Consider the following 15,666-nt stretch of genomic DNA (forward strand, 5'->3'; position numbering starts at 1 on the left):
AGGCGGTAATCTAACGTGTTACCTCTCTTTGCGTGGCGGTCTGCACCGCCGGAAAGCGGTGTGCCCGATGGACATGACATCACCATCCCGAGTCAGGACCGGTGCGGCGACCCCGCAGCCGGACGAACCCGGTGAGCGCTTCCTCAGCATCTCCAGCGTCGTCATCGCGGTCGTCTCCCTCGTGTGCGGCTTCGCCCTGTTCCCGCCGCTGGTCGGGGTGATCGCCGGGCTCCTCGGTCGGCAGCGCGAGCCGCGCGGACATGCGATCGCGGCGTGGGGCATCGCGCTCAACCTCGTGGTCCTGCTCGGCTGGGTGGTGCTGCTGGCGGTGCTCGTGCTCACCGGCACCCTGACCGCGCTTCTGCATCCGTAACGGCCCGGACACGACGAAACACCCGCACGAGGTGCGGGTGTTTCGAACCGGGAGGCTAGGCCTTCTCTAGTTCGTCTTCGTCTTCGTCCGCGTACTCATCGGCCCACTTGTCGACGTAGGCGTCTTCGTCGGAGTCGCTCGAATGCCCGAGCTCGCGCTCCAGCGCCGAGTAGTTCACCGACGGACTGTACGCCTTGAGTTCGCGGGCGATCTTTGTGTGTTTCGCCTTCTGACGGCCACGGCCCATGCCTGAGACCCCCTCACGAGTTAAGCTGCGGGCAGACGGGCGCCCGAGTCATTCACGACACCGGCTCGCGGCCGGTAAGAGTAGCATTCAGAATAGCATGCGGGGAACACGCCCTGGCCGATGCCGGGCCGCCGAAGGGAGCGATCTTCATGACCGACAGCACCTCGAACCCCTCCGATGAGGCCACGCAGAACGCAGCGCTGCAGAAGGCGGTGATCGTCGGCATCCAGGTGGATCAGGATCCGCGCGTGCTCGACGAGGCCGTCCGCTTCGCCCGCCTGCTGAACGCGCCGCTGGTGGTCGCGCACGTCGACGTCACCCGCTTCGTGACCTACGAGGACCCCGACGGCTACGTGCACTCGGCGCCGATCGACATCAACTTCGACGCGGGAGCGGCGGAGTTCGAAGCGGTCGAGGCCGCCGCTGCCACCCAGCTGCGCGACCGCGGCATCACCTGGACCGCCCGTCAGCTCGTCGGCGATCCGGCGCTGGCGATCAAGCAGCTCGCGAACAAGCTCGATGCGCAGTTGATCGTGGTCGGCACGCGCAAGCGCGGCCTCGGCGAGTCCATCCGGGAGTTCTTCACCGGCTCGGTGGCGGCACGTCTCACGCATCGCCAGCATCGCTCGGTGCTCGTGGTGCCGCTGGGCGAGCTCGTGCCCGACGACCAGAAGGAGATCTGGCCCGAGTAGCCGGACAGACGCGAGAGGGCCCCGTCGACCGTTGTCGACGGGGCCCTCTCGCGTCAGCCCGTGTGGATGACGATGCCGCGTGCCGGTGCGAGGGGGCGCTCCGGCGGGGATGCCGTTGCCGCGGTCGTGGGCGCCGGGAGCTGCGGAGCGGACCGATCCGCCGCCGGTGTCGGACGCGCGGGCGGGTCCACCGGCGGCGGGGTGTTCACGATCCCGACCGGCTCAGGCCCGCGGTGACGCCGCGCGCGGCCTCGTCGAGGGCGTTCTCGAGCTCGGTGACGATCGTCGCGGGGAGCAGCCCGCCCTTCGCCACGTGCGTGCGCAGGTCGGTGCGGACGCGTGCCCGGAACGCGTTGATGATCGCGTCCGCGCGGTGGAGCTCGTCGCGGCTCGTGAGGCGCGCGTCGTCGGTCTCCGTCCGGGGGCGGCTCTTCGCCGCGGCCCTGTCGTCCTTCGCCGCGGTCGCGAGGTCGGCCCGCAGGCTCTTCATCGCCTCCTGCACGCTCTGGCGCACCTCGTTCGCGATCAGGCGCACCGAGTCGGTGATGCCCGCCTCGATACCCGCGAGGTCGGCCTCGCGCGAGGCGAGCTCGGCGCGTCCGGCCTCGGTGATCGCGTAGATCGTGGTGCGGCCGTCGACGGTCTTGGTCACGAGGCCCTCCTCTTCCAGCTTCGCGAGGCGCGGGTAGATGGTCCCGGCGCTGGGCGTGTAGGTGCCGCCCGTGCGATCGGTGAGCGACTGGATGATGCCGTAGCCGTGCTGCGGCGACTCGGCCAGCAGCGACAGCAGATACAGCCGCAGGTCGCCGTGCGAGAAGACCGCGGGAGTCATGCTTCCTCCCATTCGGGGTCGTCGGCGATCGAGGCCGGAGTGCGGCGCAGCACCGTGACCCCGCCGGAGACGGAGTTGGCGCGCAGGTCGACGAAGCGCCCGGCGAGCTCGCCCGTGGTGCCGGTGTAGTTGCTCGGACCGGACGAGCTGCGCTCGACGCCGTCGATCAGGAGGCGGCCGCTGAGCGAGCGGATCACGTAGTTCGCGGCGAGCGACTCGTCGAGGCGCACGGTGGTGCCGCCCGACACCGAGTTGACGGTGATGGTGTTCACGTCGCCCGCGGCGTCGATCGTCGTGGAGCCGGAGACGATGTCGACGACCGCCTTGCGCACGGTGCCGGTCACCGCGACGTCGCCCGAGACGCTATTGGCGTTGATGGAGCCGGTGAGGCCGCGCACCTGCACGTCGCCGGAGACGGAGTTGACGCTGAGGTCGCCGATGAGGGTGTCGACGATGATGTCGCCCGAGACGGTGTTGAGGCGGGCGTCGTTGCGGATGCCGGAGACGAGGGCGCCGGCGCTGACGACGCCGAGGGTGAGGGCGATCGACCGGGGGACGGCGACGCTGACCTCGGCGCGCGGGCCGCCCGAGCCGAAGTTGCGGAACACCTCGAGGAAGTTGTCCCAGCCGAGCTGCGGGTGGTCGATCTCGACCTCGCCGTCGTGGGACTCGATGCGGAGGTCCTTCGTGGTGACGCCGTGCACCTCGATGCGGATGCCCGGTTCGTCGTGGGCGATGACGTCGACCTGTCCGCCGACCAGGCCGATCTTGAGCCGGGTGGCCGACTCGATGTCGATGATGCGTTCCTCGCCGGGGTCGATGAGCCACTTCTCGGTCATGTGCTTCTCCTTGACTCGGAATCACGATATATCGTGTGTTCCTCAGTGAACACGATATATCTCGATGTGTCAAGGGTGACCGCCAAGACCGCTTGACATTGACGTTGCGTCAACTTCTACCGTGGAGACATCACACCGAGAGGAGGAGACATGACGAAGGCGGACTGGTCGATCCAGGAGATCGCACGGCTCGCGGGCACCACGAGCAGGACGCTGCGTCACTACGACGACATCGGCCTGCTCCCGCCCTCGCGCATCGCCGCGAACGGCTACCGGCACTACGACGGCGAGGCGCTCGTGCGACTGCAGCGCATCCTGCTGCTGCGCGAGCTCGGACTCGGACTGCCGCAGATCGCCGACGTGCTGCGCGCCGACGCCGCACCGACCGGGGCCGCAGCCCTCGAGACCCACCTCGCGCTGCTGCGCGCGGAGCAGAACCGGCTGGCGCGGCAGATCGCGTCGGTCGAATCCACCATCACGGCATTGAGAGGAGGTGAGAACCTCATGGCAGAGAACATGTTCGACGGCTTCGACCACACCCAATACAAGGAGGAGGTCGAGGAGCGCTGGGGTCGTCAGGCCTACGCCGACAGCGACCGCTGGTGGCGCGGGATGACCGACGCCGAGCGCGCCGACTGGCAGCAGCGCGTGTCCGACCTCGGACGCGACTGGGTCGCCACGGCCGAGAGCGGTGCCGACCCCGCGTCCCCCGAGGCGCAGGAGCTCGCGCGACGTCACGTCGAGTGGCTCACGGGCATCCCCGGCACACCCGCCGCGGCGCCCGGCGGCGACGTGAAGGCGTACGTGACCGGGCTCGGCGAGATGTACGTCGCCGACCCGCGCTTCGGCGCGAACTACGCGACCTCGGACGGCGGTACCCGCGGCGCCGAGTTCGTGCGCGACGCCCTCCGCATCTACGCGGACGGCAACCTCTAACGGGTCCGGCCCGTCGCCCCGCTCCTGTCACCGGGAGCGGGGCGACAGGCACAGGCTCAGCCGGACGCCGAGCCGAGGTGACGGGCGAAGAAGCGAGCGGCGTCCTCCGCGGCGAAGGCCGGAACACCGGTGTGGCCGCCGAGGTTCGCCTGGAGAGTCTTCTCCGCCGAGGCGAACGCATCGAACAGCTCGAGCGCCATCGCGCGGTCGTTGCCCTCGTCGTCCCATTGCAGGAGCACGTGCACGGGGATCGTGATCCGTCGGGCCTCGGCGAAGGTCGCGCGCGGCACGTAGCTCCCGGCGAACAGGCCCGCGGCGACGATCCGCGGGTCGACAGCGGCCAGGCGCGTCGCGACCGCGATCACCCCGCCCGAGATCCCGACGCGCTCGCCGATCTCCGGCAGTGCGAGCACCGCGTCCATGGTCCGCTGCCACTCGGGCACCGCCGCGTCGACGAGCGGCAGGATCAGCCGATCGATCACGTCCTCCCCGGGCTTCTCACCCGCCGCGAGAGCGCGGACCAGGTCGGTGCGGGCCTCGGCGGCGCCGGGCAGCGGGGGACGCTCGCCGGCGCCGGGAAGCTCGATCGCGACGGCGGCGAACCCCTGGGCCGCACACGCCCGCGCCCGGCCGGCGAGACGAGCGCGCATGCGCTGCAGGCCGAAGCCGCCGGGCTGCCCCAGCAGGACGAGCGGAACGGGGGTGTCGGGGGAGGCGGTGACGGGGGTCCAGAGCACGCCGGGGACGCCCCCGAGGACGAACTCGCGTTCGATGACGCCGTCGCTGAGACGCGGCGCCGAGGTGAAGTGCATGGTCATGGTCGTACCTTTCGGCCGACACCACCTCCTCGCCTCGGGCACGGGCTCCCAGGCTACCGCGCGGTCGAGGGCGGACGCCGTACCGAATCCGGACGGCGGCGCGCAAGGGGGCGCTCCGCGGCGACGCCCGGGCGTAGGGTCGGGTCATGGTCCACCGACGTCGGCGCTCGAACGCCGCGCCGCTGTTCGTCGCCGCGGCCGCCGCTTACACGGCGAACTGCGCCCTCGGCGCCTCGGTCGCCCTCCGCCTGGTCGACACCCGGAACTTCCGGTGGCTGCACCACGCGCTCTACATCGCCACCTGCGCGACCGCGGCGCTCGCCGCCAGCGCCGGGCTGTGGGGCGAGCCGCGTCGCCCCAGCCGCCGCGCCGCCCTCGCCCTGCTCCCCGCGGCCGCGCCGCTCGCCGCGATCCCGTACCTCGGCACGCACACGCGCCGCCACCCGCTCGTGGCGCTGGCCGCCGCGCCCTTCGTCCTCGCGGGACTGCTGCTCTCCCGCTCCGCCGACCGGAAGTGAACGCATGGAACTCCTCGACGCCATCCGCCGCCGCAAGACCACCAACGGCCCGTTCCTGCCCGACCCCGTGTCGGAGGAGCACCAGCGCATCCTGCTGGAGGCGGCAGGGCGGGCGCCGTCGCAGCTGAACAGCCAGCCGTGGCGCTTCGTGGTGATCGAGAACCGCGACACCATCGAGCAGATCGCGCGCATCTCGGGCGAGAGCATGACCGAGGCGATGTCGAACGGCACCTTCTTCGAGCGCTACAAGCCGTACTTCCGGTTCAGCGAGGAGGAGATGGAGCAGAAGCGCAGCGGGATGCTGTTCGACAAGCTCCCCGCTCCGCTGCGGCCGTTCACCTCGCAGGTGTTCACGAAGCGGGGCCAGACGCTCATGAACACGTTCGGGGTGCCGAAGACGCTGGGCTCGGAGAACCGCAAGCTCGTGGCAGGGTCGCCGCTGCTTCTCGGGGTGATGCTCGACCGCAGCGAATACCGGCCGGGACAGCTGTCGTCGTTCTACTCCGTGTTCAGCATGGGGGCCGCGATGGAGAACGTGTGGCTCACCACGGTCGAGCTCGGGATGGGCATCCAGTTCATCTCCTTCCCGATGGAGGTGCCGGGGCGCTGGGACGAGATCGTGTCACTGCTGCGCGTGCCCGACGACCTGGAGCTCATGGCCGTGTACCGGCTGGGGTACCTGCCGCCCGAGCAGCGGCGCCCGGCGATCGACTGGTCGAGCAGCCAGCGCAAGCTCGCGTCGCAGTACGTGTTCCGCGAGAGCTGCGACACCCCGCAGCAGGGGTGGGACGAGCCGCTGCGCTGACGCGTTCGCGCGGGCCGGATCGGGTGGCGGCGAAAGTCGGGGAGTGCTTTCGGGCCTGTCTCGGTGCGTGATGGTTTCGGGACGCTGGCCGGCCGCGCTGTTCGCCGCGGCCGGCCAGCTGGTGCTTTCAGTGGGTGCCAGCTGCACGGCGTGGCAGCAGGGGGAGGGTGAGCAGCGAAAGCGCGGTGCAGACGAGCACGATGAACAAGCAGACCAAGAGCCCGGCTTGTGGTGAGGTGCCCCCGGCTGCGCCGAGGTAGCTGATCGAGATGACGGCAGCACCGATCGCGGTCGCGATCTGCTGCGCGGCATTCAGCGCTCCGCTGGCACTCCCGGTTTCGGAGTCGTCGACGTCGCCCAGTGCGACGGCGAACACGGTTCCGAACCCGCATCCCATCCCCAGACCGCAGATGAACAGCGGGATCGCCACCAGCCACGGCGAGCCGCTGGCGAGGGCGATGACCGCGAGGTAGCCGCTGACTCCGACGAGGAGCAGCACCAGGCCGATGAGCAGGAGACGTCGACCGAGCTTGGGGATGAGCGCACGCGTGGAGAAGGACGCGGCGATGATCCCGACTGACGCGGCCGCGACGATAGCTGCTGCGGGAAGCACGGCCAGGCCGAGTCCGATTTGCAGATAGAGCGTCGTGGCGAACAGCACTCCCGCGGTGACGGCGAAGAACCCGACGCCCACGACGACCCCCGCGGTGAAGGATCGCTTGCGGAAGAGTGACGGCGCGAGCAGCGGGTGCCGTGCTCGACGCTGTTGGGCCACGAACGCGGCCAGTGCGGCGATCCCGAGCGCGCCCAGGAGAACAGGCCACCACGGCGTGAGCGGCGCCTGGAGCAGGGTCAGCGCGCCGAGGACGCCGAGCAGCCCGACGCTGAGGAGGATCACCGCCAGAGGATCGAGCGTGACCGCCGCATCGGCCTCGATTCGGGGCAACGTGCGGATGGCAAGCACGAGCAGGGCGGCCGCGACGAGAACGTTCACGACGAACACGGCACGCCAGCCAAGGCCGAGGGGGTCGGCTGAGATGACGAGTCCGGCGAGGACGGGACCACTGATCGAGCTGACAGCCATGAGCGGGCCGAACAGTCCGAAGACGGGACCGAGTTTGTCTCGCGGGAAGGAGCGCAGCAGGAGCGTGAAGCCCTGCGGGATCATCAGTGCACCGAACGCGCCTTGGATGACGCGGAACAACACGAGCGTGCCGGCGGTGGGGGCGAACGCGCACAGGGCGGATGCCGCCCCGAAGCCGCACAGGCCGATCAGGAACACCCGACGAGCTCCGTGCCGGTCGCCCAGACGGGCGCCGAGAACCAGCATGGAGCCGAGGGCGAGCGCATAGGACGCGCCCAGCCAGGGAGCCAGCCAGTCCGGAGCGCCGAACGCTTCCAGGATCGAAGGCGTGGCGATGTTCGTGACGGTTGAGCTCAGAAGGTCGATGACGTCTGCAACGAGCACGACGGCGAAGATCAGCCAACGAGCGAGAGGGGAAGGGTAAGTGTTTTCACGCACAGCAAACAGCTCTCTGATGAGAGGTTCAGACGCTCCGGGGTGGAGCGCCGTGCTGGCCGGAAGTCCCGACACGGCTGGAAGCCGCTGCACCTTACGAGGCGAGACGATACCACCCCGGGCCGCGAATGCCGCACCCTGGACGGGGCCGGGTAGCACCGCGGGAGAGACCTCGTGAGGTTCTACCCGCTGAGGCTCAGGGCTCGGTCGTGCGCGGGAACGACCGCAGGTCCTCCAGCGCCGGCCCCTCGATGCGCGTGCCGTCCGCGGCGAAGCGGGAGGCGTGCAGCGGGCAGTCCCACGTGCACTCCGCGTCGTTCCAGTCGAGCACCCCGCCGAGGTGCGTGCACACGGCGCTCACTGCACGGGTGACGCCGTCGACCGTCGAGATCGCCACGGGTCGCCCGCCCCGGTTCGCCACGACGCCCTCGCCCTCCGCCGGCTGCGGCACCGGCACGGGCGTGGCCTCCGCATCCACCCAGCCCTTGGTCGCCGCCGCGGCCACCTTGACACCCTCGACCGCGCCCCGGGCCAGATCGGCGGGAACGGTCAGCCGCGTGCCGATGCGGATCATCCACGACGGGCGCTCGCTGCGCTTCGTGCCGATGACCTCCTCGGTGAGCCGCAGCGCCGCGGCCGGGGCGTTCGACAGCCCCCACTTGGCGTACCCCGTCGCGAACCGGATGCGGCCGAGTCCGCGGGGCAGCGCCCCCACGAACGGGATGAGGTTGTGCGACTGGTAGTCCTGCGCCGACCAGCGATGCGTCTCCTCCGCGTCGGGGAAGTGCAGCCGCGTCCACGACACGAGGTCGTCGATGGCCGCGGTCTCGCCGTCCGAGCGCCCCACCGGGTGGCCGTTGCCGCCCACGACGAGCTGCGCCGTGCCCCCGGGGCCGTCGGCGTGCGACACCGGCCGGATCGACCGCGTGGGACTGTCCGCCGAGATGAACGTGCCCTCCGGCACGCCCCCGGACACCCGGAACGATACGCAGTAGGAGCGCATCCCGGCCACCTTGGAGAAGTACAGACCGCGGTCCAGGATCGGGGTTCCGGTGGCGAGGACGATGTGCTCCGCGAACATCGGCCCGGCGGCGGTCTCGACCCGCGGGTCGGGGAGGGCATGCGCCCCGGTGACCCGGACGCCCGTGTGGAGGGTGCCGCCGTTCGCCACGAACTCCTTCGCCAGGGCGTCGGCCACGGCGACCGGGTCGATCGTGACCTGGTGATCGAGAGCGACCGCGCCCGCGACCGGGAACGGCGTCGACAGCTCGTGCGGTGTGAGCAGCCGCGTCGGCAGTCCGGCCTCGCGCGCTGCGGCGTGCTGGTCGCGTACCGACTCCATGCCCTCGGCGCTCTGCGCGTACGTGTGGTCGGTGCGCTGCGTGTACGACACCCCGGCGCTGTCGGCGAAGCCCGTGAGCCAGTCCATGCCGGCGCGGTTCGCGTCGACGTAGGCCTGCACGAGCGAGGCGCCGTGGTGCTGCCGGATCGTGGCGAGCTGTTTCCCCTGCAGCAGCGACAGCTTGCCGGTGTTCCCGCCGGACGCCAGCTCGGCGATCGCGCCCGACTCGAGCACCGCGACATCGAGACCGGCGCGCGTGAGCATGACCGCGGTGGAGAGCCCGGTGAGTCCCGCGCCGACGATGATCACGTCGTGCCGTGCACCCGGGTCGAAGGGGGTGCCGAGGGGCGCGGCCTGGTCGACCTTCCAGAGAGGCATCATGCGACCAGTGAACGACGGCGGCGGCCGGGCTCCCAGCGGCTTGACAACGGACGGTCGCGCTGTCATGCGGCAGTACAGTGGCCAACGTGAACCTCCGCCGCGTGCTGCTCGTCGCCCTGGGCGGCACGGTCGGCACGGCGGCGCGGCTGGCGCTCGGCCTCGCGCTGCCCGACCCCGGGGGATTCCCGCTCGCGGTGCTGCTCGCCAACCTCCTCGGGGCGCTGCTGATCGGGGTGGTGGCGGCACGGCTCCCCGCCTCGGCCGACCTGCGGCTGCTGCTCGGCACCGGGGTGCTGGGCGGCTTCACGACCTACAGTGCCTTCATGACCGGGACGGTCGCGCTGTGGGACACGGCCCCGCTGCTCGCGGCCGCCTACGCCGCCGGGAGCCTGGTGCTCGGGCTCGCTGCCGCCGCGCTCGGCCTGCGGCTCGGACGACCCCGGCGGGGAGGGGCGTCGTGAGCCCGCTGCTGTTCCTCGCGGCGGCGCTCGCGGGCGGCGTCGGTGCGGTGCTGCGCTACCTGCTCGACCTCGGGGTGGCACGGCTCGCGGGGCGCCGCTTCCCGTGGGGCATCCTGGCGGTGAACCTGAGCGGGTCGTTCGCGCTCGGCCTCGTGACGTCCGCGCTGCCCGAGCAGGCGTTCGTGCTGGGGGCGGGGCTGCTGGGCGGCTACACCACGTTCAGCACGGCCATGCTCGACGCGGTGGCCCTGTGGCGCGACGGCGCGAAGCCCGCGGCGGTGTTCGACGCGGTCGGCATGCTGCTGCTCGGGCTGCTCGCGGCCGTGCTCGGCCTGGGCCTCGGCGCGCTTCTCTGATCCGCCCTTGCGCAGTGCCGGTGGGCGCCGCTACTCTCATGCTAATCGTTTAACGCTAAACGGTTAACACTGCTTTCCACCCGCTCGTGCACCCGTCAAAGGAGACCTCGATGCCCCGCACCACCCGTCGCGCCCTCGGCGCCATCGCCGCCTCGGCGGCCGCCGTCCTCGCGCTGTCGGCCTGCTCCTCCTCCGCCACCGGGGAGTCGTCCGACGGCGACATCACCCTCAGTTACGCCATCTGGGACGAGAACCAGAAGCCGGCCATGGAGGACATCGCCGCCGCCTACACCGAGGAGCACCCGAACGTCACGATCGAGATCCAGGTCACGCCCTACAAGGAATACTTCACCAAGCTCCAGACCGCCGTCACCGGAGGATCCGCCGCCGACGTCTTCTGGATGAACGGCCCCAACTTCCAGCTCTACGCCTCCAACGGCCAGCTCGCCCCGCTCGACGGGGTCGACGCCTCCGACTACCCGCAGGGTCTCGTCGACCTGTACACCTACGACGGAAAGCTCTACGGCGCCCCGAAGGACTTCGACACCGTCGCCCTCTGGTACAACAAGGCGCTGTTCGACGCCGCGGGCGTGGAGTACCCGAGCGCCGGCTGGACGTGGGACGACTTCACCGCCGCGGCCGCGAAGCTCACCGACCCCGCCACGGGCCAGTACGGCATCGCCGCCAGCCAGTACGGCCAGGAGAACTTCTACAACTCGATCGCCCAGGCCGGCGGCGAGGTCATCTCCGCCGACGGGACAGAGAGCGGCTACGGCTCGCCCGAGGCGCTGGAGGGCATCGAGCTGTGGACGAACCTCATCGCGGACGGGTCCTCACCCACCGCGCAGCAGATGACCGACACCAACCCGGAGGACTTCTTCCTCTCCGGCAAGGTCGCGATGTTCCAGAACGGCTCCTGGGCCGCCATCGCCTACGCCGACAACGCCGACATCGGCGGCACGGTCGACGTCGCCCCGCTGCCGGCCGGGCCCGAGGGCAACCAGAGCGTGATCCACGGCGTCGGCAACGTCGCCAACGCCAAGAGCCCGCACCTCGACGCCGCCCAGGACTTCGCCGCCTTCGCCAGCGGGGAGCAGGCCGCGAAGATCCAGGCCGAGACCGGCACCGTGATCCCCGCGTTCAACGGCACCCAGCAGGCCTGGGTCGACGCCCTCCCGCAGTACGACCTCCAGGTGTACATCGACGCGCTCGACACCGCCGTGCCCTACCCCGTGTCGAAGAACACCTCGGCGTGGACCAGCATCGAGAGCGAGGTGCTGTCGCAGGTGTGGTCGGGTGCCGTCACCCCGAAGGACGGCCTGAAGGACCTCGCCGCCCAGATGCAGACCGCGCTGGACGCCGAGGAGGAGTGAGCGCATGACCGTCATCGCGCCCCGCGCGGTCGCGCCGACGGCCGAGCGGACACCGGAGGCCCGCCCCTCCGGTGTCCGCCGCCGGCGCCGCACCCCCGGCGCCTCGCCCTGGTGGGCCCTGGTGTTCCTCGGCCCCACCGCCCTCGGCCTGGCCGTGTTCTACCTGTGGCCGACCGTGCGCACGCTCATCATCTCGTTCACCAAATCGGGCCCGTTCGGCGGCTCCGAGTGGATCGGCTTCGACAACTACGCGCGACTCCTCCAGGACCCCGAGCTGCTCGGCGCGCTGCGCAACACCGCCGTCTACACCGTGATCGCCCTGATCGGCATCCCGATCGCCGTCGGCATCGCCGCCCTGCTCAACACCACCGGCCTGAAGGGGCGCAGCGCCTACCGCACGCTCTACTTCATCCCCGTCGTGACCATGCCCGCCGCCATCGCGCTGGTGTGGCGCATGATCTACAACGGCGACTACGGCGTGCTCAACGCCGCGCTCGCCGCGGTGGGCATCGAGGGACGCAGCTGGCTGACCGACCCGAACACCGCGCTCGTCGCGATCGCCGTGGTCGGCATCTGGGCCGGACTCGGAACCAACATCGTCATCTTCCTCGCCGGGCTGCAGGGCATCCCCGACACGATCATGGAGGCGGCCGATCTCGACGGCGCCGGACCCGTGCGGAAGTTCTTCTCGATCACCATCCCGCTGCTGTCGCCGTCGATCTTCTTCGTGAGCGTGATCAGCGTGATCGGCGCGCTCCAGGTGTTCGACCTCGTCTACATGATGCTCGGCCGCAGCAACCCCGCGATGCCGAACACCCGCACGGTCGTCTACCTGTTCTACGAAGCGGGATTCCTCGACAACGACCGCGGCTACGCGGCCGCCGTCGCGTTCCTGCTGCTGCTCATCATCCTCGTGCTGACCATCGTGCAGTTCCGGCTCCAGAAGAAGTGGGTGCACTATGAGTGACGTCTCCCTCGACACCCGGGCCGTGGTCGGCGCCGCGTCCACGCGCTCGCGCGTCGCCGGACGCCCCCGCAACCGCGGGCTGTGGATCGTGCACGTGGTGCTGATCCTCGGCGCCGTGCTCATGGTGTTCCCGTTCGTCTGGCAGCTGCTGACCTCGTTCAAGACGCTGTCCGACTCGGTGCAGGTGCCGCCCTCGTTCCTGCCGCGCGAGTGGGTCTTCACGAACTTCGCCGAGGTGTTCGACTCGATGCCGTTCGGCCAGATGTTCCTCAACTCGGTGCTGCTGACGGTCGGCCGCACCGTGGGGCAGGTCGCGCTGTGCACCATGGCCGGCTACGCCTTCGCGCGTATCCCGTTCCCCGGCCGCAATGCGCTGTTCGTCGTGTTCCTGTCGGTGCTGATGGTGCCGTCGCAGCTCTACCTGCTGCCGCAGTACGAGATCATCCAGTCGCTCGGCTGGCTCAACACGCTCCAGGCGCTCATCGTGCCCGGCATCTTCAGCGCCTTCGGCACCTTCCTGATGCGGCAGTTCTTCCTGTCGATGCCCGCCGAGCTGGAGGAGGCGGCGCGCATCGACGGCGCGAATCCGTGGCAGACCTTCTGGCGGATCATGGTTCCGCTCGCGAAGCCTGGCATCATCGCACTTGTGGTGTTCACCGTGCTGTGGTCCTGGAACGATCTGCTGTGGCCGCTGATCGTGACCACCGACCCCGCGAAGATGCCGCTGTCGGTGGGGCTCTCCCAGCTCGTCGGCATCCACGGCACCGACTACCCGGTGCTGATGGCGGGCGCCCTGCTCGCGACGCTGCCCATGCTGGTGACCTTCATGATCCTGCAGCGGCAGTTCATCCAGGGCATCGCGTTCAGCGGGACGAAGGGCTGAGTCATGGCACAGCGTGAACACGTCCCGGCCCGCCGCCCGACCCTGCGGATGGTCGCCGAGCGCGCCGGGGTGTCGACCGCGACCGTGTCGTACGTGTTCTCCGGACGCGCGGGTGCCAGCGGCGCCGGGGTCGCCGAGGCCACGGCCGCCCGGGTGCTCGCCGCGGCGGAGGAGCTGAACTACCGCCCGAACACCGCGGCGCGGGCCATCCGCACCGGGCGCAGCGGCATGGTGCAGCTCTCCCTGCACATGCTCAGCGACCCGTGGTCGCTCGCGGTGGCCGACGCCGTGAACGCCGAGGCCAACAAGCACGGCCTGACGACGCTGATCCTCGCGGACGGCGACTGGCACGCCGCGCTCGACCGCGTGGAGAGCGACGTGGCCTACCTCGACGGGGTGGGCCTGGACGAGGAGGACGCCCGGCGGCTGGGCGACCTCGTCAAGCGCGGACAGCGGCTCGTCGTGTTCTCGGAGCACCTGGAGCCGGACGGCTTCGACGTGATCCGCTCCGACGCGATCCCCGGGTGCGAGCTCGCGATGGACCACCTCCTGGAACGGCACACCGCCATCGGCTGCATCGCCGCGGAGGGGGCCGTGCGCCTCGCGGGGACGCAGGTGACGCGGTACACGCCCTACGTCGAGAAGCTCGCGGCGGCCGGGATCGAGCGCACGCCGGAGTGGACCGTGACCTACGCGGAGACCCAGGCGAGCGCGTTCACCGCGGCCATCGAGCTGCTGTCGCGGGACGATCGCCCTGACGCCGTCTACGCCACGACCGACTTCGCCGCGATCGCCGCCATCAACGCCGCCCACATGCTCGGGCTGCGGGTGCCGCACGACGTCGCGGTGATCGGCGTCGGCAACACCCCCGACGCCCGGCTCATCGCCCCGACGCTGACCACGGTCGGCCCCACCGACTTCTACGAGCGGCAGGCGCGCATCATCGTCGACCGCGCCCTCGAGAGCGATCCGTCGCCGGGAACCCTGCACGAGTTCCCGTGGTCGCTCGTCCCCGGCGGCTCGACCGACCTCGACGCCCCCGCCCCGCGCGCCCGCTGAGCCGCGACCCCTCTCTGCATCGACTTTCACGAAGGACTTCTGTTGGACCTCCACATCGGCATCATCGGCTTCGGCGCGCGCTCCACCCTCCACGAGGAGGTGCACCGCCCGGGTCACGGCTCCCGCATCACGGCGGTGTGCGACCTCTCGCCCCGCGCCAGGGACGACGCCCGCGCGCTCGTGCCCGACGCCCTCATCACCGACTCGCTCGACGACCTGCTCGCCTCGGGCGTCGACGCGGTCATGGTGCTCACGCCGGACGACACCCACGCCGCCCTGACGATCCGGGCGCTGGAGGCCGGGGTGCCCGTGTTCTGCGAGAAGCCGCTCGCGATCGACCTCGCCGACGCCGACCGCATGCTCGCCACCGCGCGGCGCACCGGCACCCGTCTCTACATCGGGCACAACATGCGTCACATGCCCGTGATCACCCTGATGCGCGACCTGATCCGGCAGGGGCGCATCGGCCAGGTCAAGGCCGTGTGGGTGCGGCACTTCGTCGGCCACGGCGGCGACTTCTACTTCAAGGACTGGCACGCCGACCGCAGCCGCACCACCGGGCTGCTGCTGCAGAAAGGCGCCCACGACCTCGACATCATCCACTGGCTCGCCGGCGCCTACACGGAGCGGGTCGCGGCGATGGGCGGGCTGAGCGTGTACGGCGACATCACCGACCGCCGCGACCGCACGGGGGAGCGGATGCCCGACTGGTTCAGCATGGACAACTGGCCGCCCACGGCGCTCACCGGGCTGCACCCCGTGGTCGACGTGGAGGACATCTCGATGGTGAACCTGCAGCTCGAGGGCGGGATCCTCGCGTCGTACCAGCAGTGCCACTTCACGCCGGACTACTGGCGCAACTACACGGTGATCGGCACCGAGGGCCGCATCGAGAACCTCGGCGACGTGGCCGGCAGCGAGGTGCGGCTGTGGAACCGGCGGCACGCGGGAGCGGCCCCGGCCGACGAGACCTTCATCGTGCCGGAGGTGCCGGACGCGGGTCACGACGGGGCGGACGCCCTGCTCGTCGCCGAGTTCCTCCGGTTCGTGCGACACGGCGGGCTCACCGCGACCTCGCCGGTCGCAGCGCGCGAGGCCGTGGCGGCCGGGATCCTCGCGACCGCGTCGCTGCGCGGAGACGGCTCGGCGATCGCGGTGCCGCCGCTCGACCCCGACCTCGTGGCCTACTTCGAGCGCGGACAGGTCGAGACCGCCGCGGCCTGAGCCGACGCGGAGCCGCGGCTCCCAGGCTCCTCACACCGGAG

Annotated in this window: 18 protein-coding genes; 12 read left to right on the forward strand and 6 right to left on the reverse strand. The window is 70.7% G+C overall.

Annotated features, from left to right (window positions below):
- Nucleotides 1-73: 73 nt before the first annotated feature.
- Nucleotides 74-373, forward strand: coding sequence for a hypothetical protein (locus tag KV394_RS07430; RefSeq protein ID WP_247982698.1), 300 nt, complete (start codon nt 74-76; stop codon nt 371-373).
- Between the two features lie 55 nt (nt 374-428).
- On the opposite strand, the gene KV394_RS07435 is transcribed toward KV394_RS07430, so the two are convergent.
- A complete protein-coding gene (locus tag KV394_RS07435; protein ID WP_136029183.1) occupies nt 429-620 on the reverse strand; it encodes a DUF3073 domain-containing protein in 192 nt (63 codons plus the stop codon).
- Nucleotides 621-769: 149 nt separating this feature from the next.
- On the opposite strand from KV394_RS07435, the gene KV394_RS07440 reads away from it, so the two are divergent.
- The gene (locus KV394_RS07440) at nt 770-1,312 is read left to right on the forward strand and encodes a universal stress protein (RefSeq protein ID WP_136029185.1); all 543 of its coding nucleotides are present in this window, start codon (nt 770-772) and stop codon (nt 1,310-1,312) included.
- A gap of 205 nt (nt 1,313-1,517) precedes the next feature.
- On the opposite strand, the gene KV394_RS07445 is transcribed toward KV394_RS07440, so the two are convergent.
- Together KV394_RS07445 and KV394_RS07450 are read right to left on the reverse strand one after the other, a co-directional pair.
- Nucleotides 1,518-2,144: a PadR family transcriptional regulator gene (locus tag KV394_RS07445; RefSeq protein WP_136029187.1), complete on the reverse strand. Its 627-nt coding sequence runs from the start codon at nt 2,142-2,144 to the stop codon at nt 1,518-1,520.
- Nucleotides 2,141-2,983, reverse strand: a complete 843-nt coding sequence (locus KV394_RS07450) for a DUF4097 family beta strand repeat-containing protein (protein ID WP_247982699.1) — start codon at nt 2,981-2,983, stop codon at nt 2,141-2,143. The genes KV394_RS07445 and KV394_RS07450 overlap by 4 nt, the downstream gene beginning before the upstream one ends.
- A gap of 150 nt (nt 2,984-3,133) precedes the next feature.
- On the opposite strand from KV394_RS07450, the gene KV394_RS07455 reads away from it, so the two are divergent.
- On the forward strand, nt 3,134-3,919 hold the full coding sequence (locus tag KV394_RS07455; RefSeq protein WP_247982700.1) for a MerR family transcriptional regulator: 786 nt from the start codon (nt 3,134-3,136) through the stop codon (nt 3,917-3,919).
- 56 nt (nt 3,920-3,975) lie between these two features.
- Here KV394_RS07455 and KV394_RS07460 read toward each other — a convergent pair whose 3' ends face one another.
- Nucleotides 3,976-4,737 (reverse strand): dienelactone hydrolase family protein, encoded by a 762-nt coding sequence (locus KV394_RS07460; RefSeq protein ID WP_247982701.1) that lies wholly within the window; start codon nt 4,735-4,737, stop codon nt 3,976-3,978.
- Nucleotides 4,738-4,883: 146 nt separating this feature from the next.
- On the opposite strand from KV394_RS07460, the gene KV394_RS07465 reads away from it, so the two are divergent.
- The gene (locus tag KV394_RS07465) at nt 4,884-5,255 is read left to right on the forward strand and encodes a hypothetical protein (RefSeq protein ID WP_247638255.1); all 372 of its coding nucleotides are present in this window, start codon (nt 4,884-4,886) and stop codon (nt 5,253-5,255) included.
- Nucleotides 5,256-5,259: 4 nt separating this feature from the next.
- Nucleotides 5,260-6,060 (forward strand): nitroreductase family protein, encoded by an 801-nt coding sequence (locus KV394_RS07470; protein ID WP_136031382.1) that lies wholly within the window; start codon nt 5,260-5,262, stop codon nt 6,058-6,060.
- A gap of 127 nt (nt 6,061-6,187) precedes the next feature.
- Here KV394_RS07470 and KV394_RS07475 read toward each other — a convergent pair whose 3' ends face one another.
- Complete coding sequence (locus KV394_RS07475; RefSeq protein ID WP_247982702.1) at nt 6,188-7,528, reverse strand: MFS transporter; 1,341 nt, start codon at nt 7,526-7,528, stop codon at nt 6,188-6,190.
- 247 nt (nt 7,529-7,775) lie between these two features.
- On the reverse strand, nt 7,776-9,302 hold the full coding sequence (locus KV394_RS07480) for an FAD-dependent oxidoreductase (protein ID WP_247982703.1): 1,527 nt from the start codon (nt 9,300-9,302) through the stop codon (nt 7,776-7,778).
- Between the two features lie 86 nt (nt 9,303-9,388).
- On the opposite strand from KV394_RS07480, the gene KV394_RS07485 reads away from it, so the two are divergent.
- The 7 genes from KV394_RS07485 to KV394_RS07515 all read left to right on the forward strand — a co-directional run bounded on the left by KV394_RS07485 (nt 9,389) and on the right by KV394_RS07515 (nt 15,625).
- Nucleotides 9,389-9,763, forward strand: coding sequence for a CrcB family protein (locus KV394_RS07485; protein ID WP_247638266.1), 375 nt, complete (start codon nt 9,389-9,391; stop codon nt 9,761-9,763).
- Nucleotides 9,760-10,119 (forward strand): fluoride efflux transporter FluC, encoded by a 360-nt coding sequence (locus KV394_RS07490; RefSeq protein ID WP_136031388.1) that lies wholly within the window; start codon nt 9,760-9,762, stop codon nt 10,117-10,119. The genes KV394_RS07485 and KV394_RS07490 overlap by 4 nt, the downstream gene beginning before the upstream one ends.
- 110 nt (nt 10,120-10,229) lie before the next feature.
- The gene (locus KV394_RS07495) at nt 10,230-11,492 is read left to right on the forward strand and encodes an ABC transporter substrate-binding protein (RefSeq protein ID WP_247982704.1); all 1,263 of its coding nucleotides are present in this window, start codon (nt 10,230-10,232) and stop codon (nt 11,490-11,492) included.
- Nucleotides 11,493-11,496: 4 nt separating this feature from the next.
- On the forward strand, nt 11,497-12,459 hold the full coding sequence (locus KV394_RS07500) for a carbohydrate ABC transporter permease (protein WP_136031392.1): 963 nt from the start codon (nt 11,497-11,499) through the stop codon (nt 12,457-12,459).
- Nucleotides 12,452-13,342, forward strand: a complete 891-nt coding sequence (locus KV394_RS07505; protein ID WP_247982705.1) for a carbohydrate ABC transporter permease — start codon at nt 12,452-12,454, stop codon at nt 13,340-13,342. Before KV394_RS07500 ends, KV394_RS07505 begins: the two co-directional genes overlap by 8 nt.
- Before the next feature lie 3 nt (nt 13,343-13,345).
- Nucleotides 13,346-14,401 (forward strand): LacI family DNA-binding transcriptional regulator, encoded by a 1,056-nt coding sequence (locus KV394_RS07510; RefSeq protein ID WP_136031394.1) that lies wholly within the window; start codon nt 13,346-13,348, stop codon nt 14,399-14,401.
- Nucleotides 14,402-14,443: 42 nt separating this feature from the next.
- Nucleotides 14,444-15,625 (forward strand): Gfo/Idh/MocA family protein, encoded by a 1,182-nt coding sequence (locus tag KV394_RS07515; RefSeq protein WP_205812839.1) that lies wholly within the window; start codon nt 14,444-14,446, stop codon nt 15,623-15,625.
- The last annotated feature ends 41 nt before the right edge of the window (nt 15,626-15,666 follow it).

Origin of the sequence: Microbacterium sufflavum (assembly GCF_023101165.1) — a bacterium.
GTDB classification, from domain to species: Bacteria; Actinomycetota; Actinomycetes; order Actinomycetales; family Microbacteriaceae; genus Microbacterium; species Microbacterium sufflavum.

Bases quoted from the DNA above. Each gene is read 5' to 3' on its own strand.
- KV394_RS07470 (WP_136031382.1), top strand. From the start codon at position 5,260: ATGGAACTCCTCGACGCCATCCGCCGCCGCAAGACCACCAACGGCCCG.
- KV394_RS07440 (WP_136029185.1), top strand. From the start codon at position 770: ATGACCGACAGCACCTCGAACCCCTCCGATGAGGCCACGCAGAACGCA.
- KV394_RS07510 (WP_136031394.1), top strand. From the start codon at position 13,346: ATGGCACAGCGTGAACACGTCCCGGCCCGCCGCCCGACCCTGCGGATG.
- KV394_RS07495 (WP_247982704.1), top strand. From the start codon at position 10,230: ATGCCCCGCACCACCCGTCGCGCCCTCGGCGCCATCGCCGCCTCGGCG.
- KV394_RS07480 (WP_247982703.1), bottom strand. From the start codon at position 9,302: ATGATGCCTCTCTGGAAGGTCGACCAGGCCGCGCCCCTCGGCACCCCC.
- KV394_RS07500 (WP_136031392.1), top strand. From the start codon at position 11,497: ATGACCGTCATCGCGCCCCGCGCGGTCGCGCCGACGGCCGAGCGGACA.
- KV394_RS07465 (WP_247638255.1), top strand. From the start codon at position 4,884: ATGGTCCACCGACGTCGGCGCTCGAACGCCGCGCCGCTGTTCGTCGCC.
- KV394_RS07450 (WP_247982699.1), bottom strand. From the start codon at position 2,983: ATGACCGAGAAGTGGCTCATCGACCCCGGCGAGGAACGCATCATCGAC.
- KV394_RS07455 (WP_247982700.1), top strand. From the start codon at position 3,134: ATGACGAAGGCGGACTGGTCGATCCAGGAGATCGCACGGCTCGCGGGC.
- KV394_RS07435 (WP_136029183.1), bottom strand. From the start codon at position 620: ATGGGCCGTGGCCGTCAGAAGGCGAAACACACAAAGATCGCCCGCGAA.
- KV394_RS07460 (WP_247982701.1), bottom strand. From the start codon at position 4,737: ATGACCATGCACTTCACCTCGGCGCCGCGTCTCAGCGACGGCGTCATC.
- KV394_RS07430 (WP_247982698.1), top strand. From the start codon at position 74: ATGACATCACCATCCCGAGTCAGGACCGGTGCGGCGACCCCGCAGCCG.
- KV394_RS07445 (WP_136029187.1), bottom strand. From the start codon at position 2,144: ATGACTCCCGCGGTCTTCTCGCACGGCGACCTGCGGCTGTATCTGCTG.
- KV394_RS07505 (WP_247982705.1), top strand. From the start codon at position 12,452: ATGAGTGACGTCTCCCTCGACACCCGGGCCGTGGTCGGCGCCGCGTCC.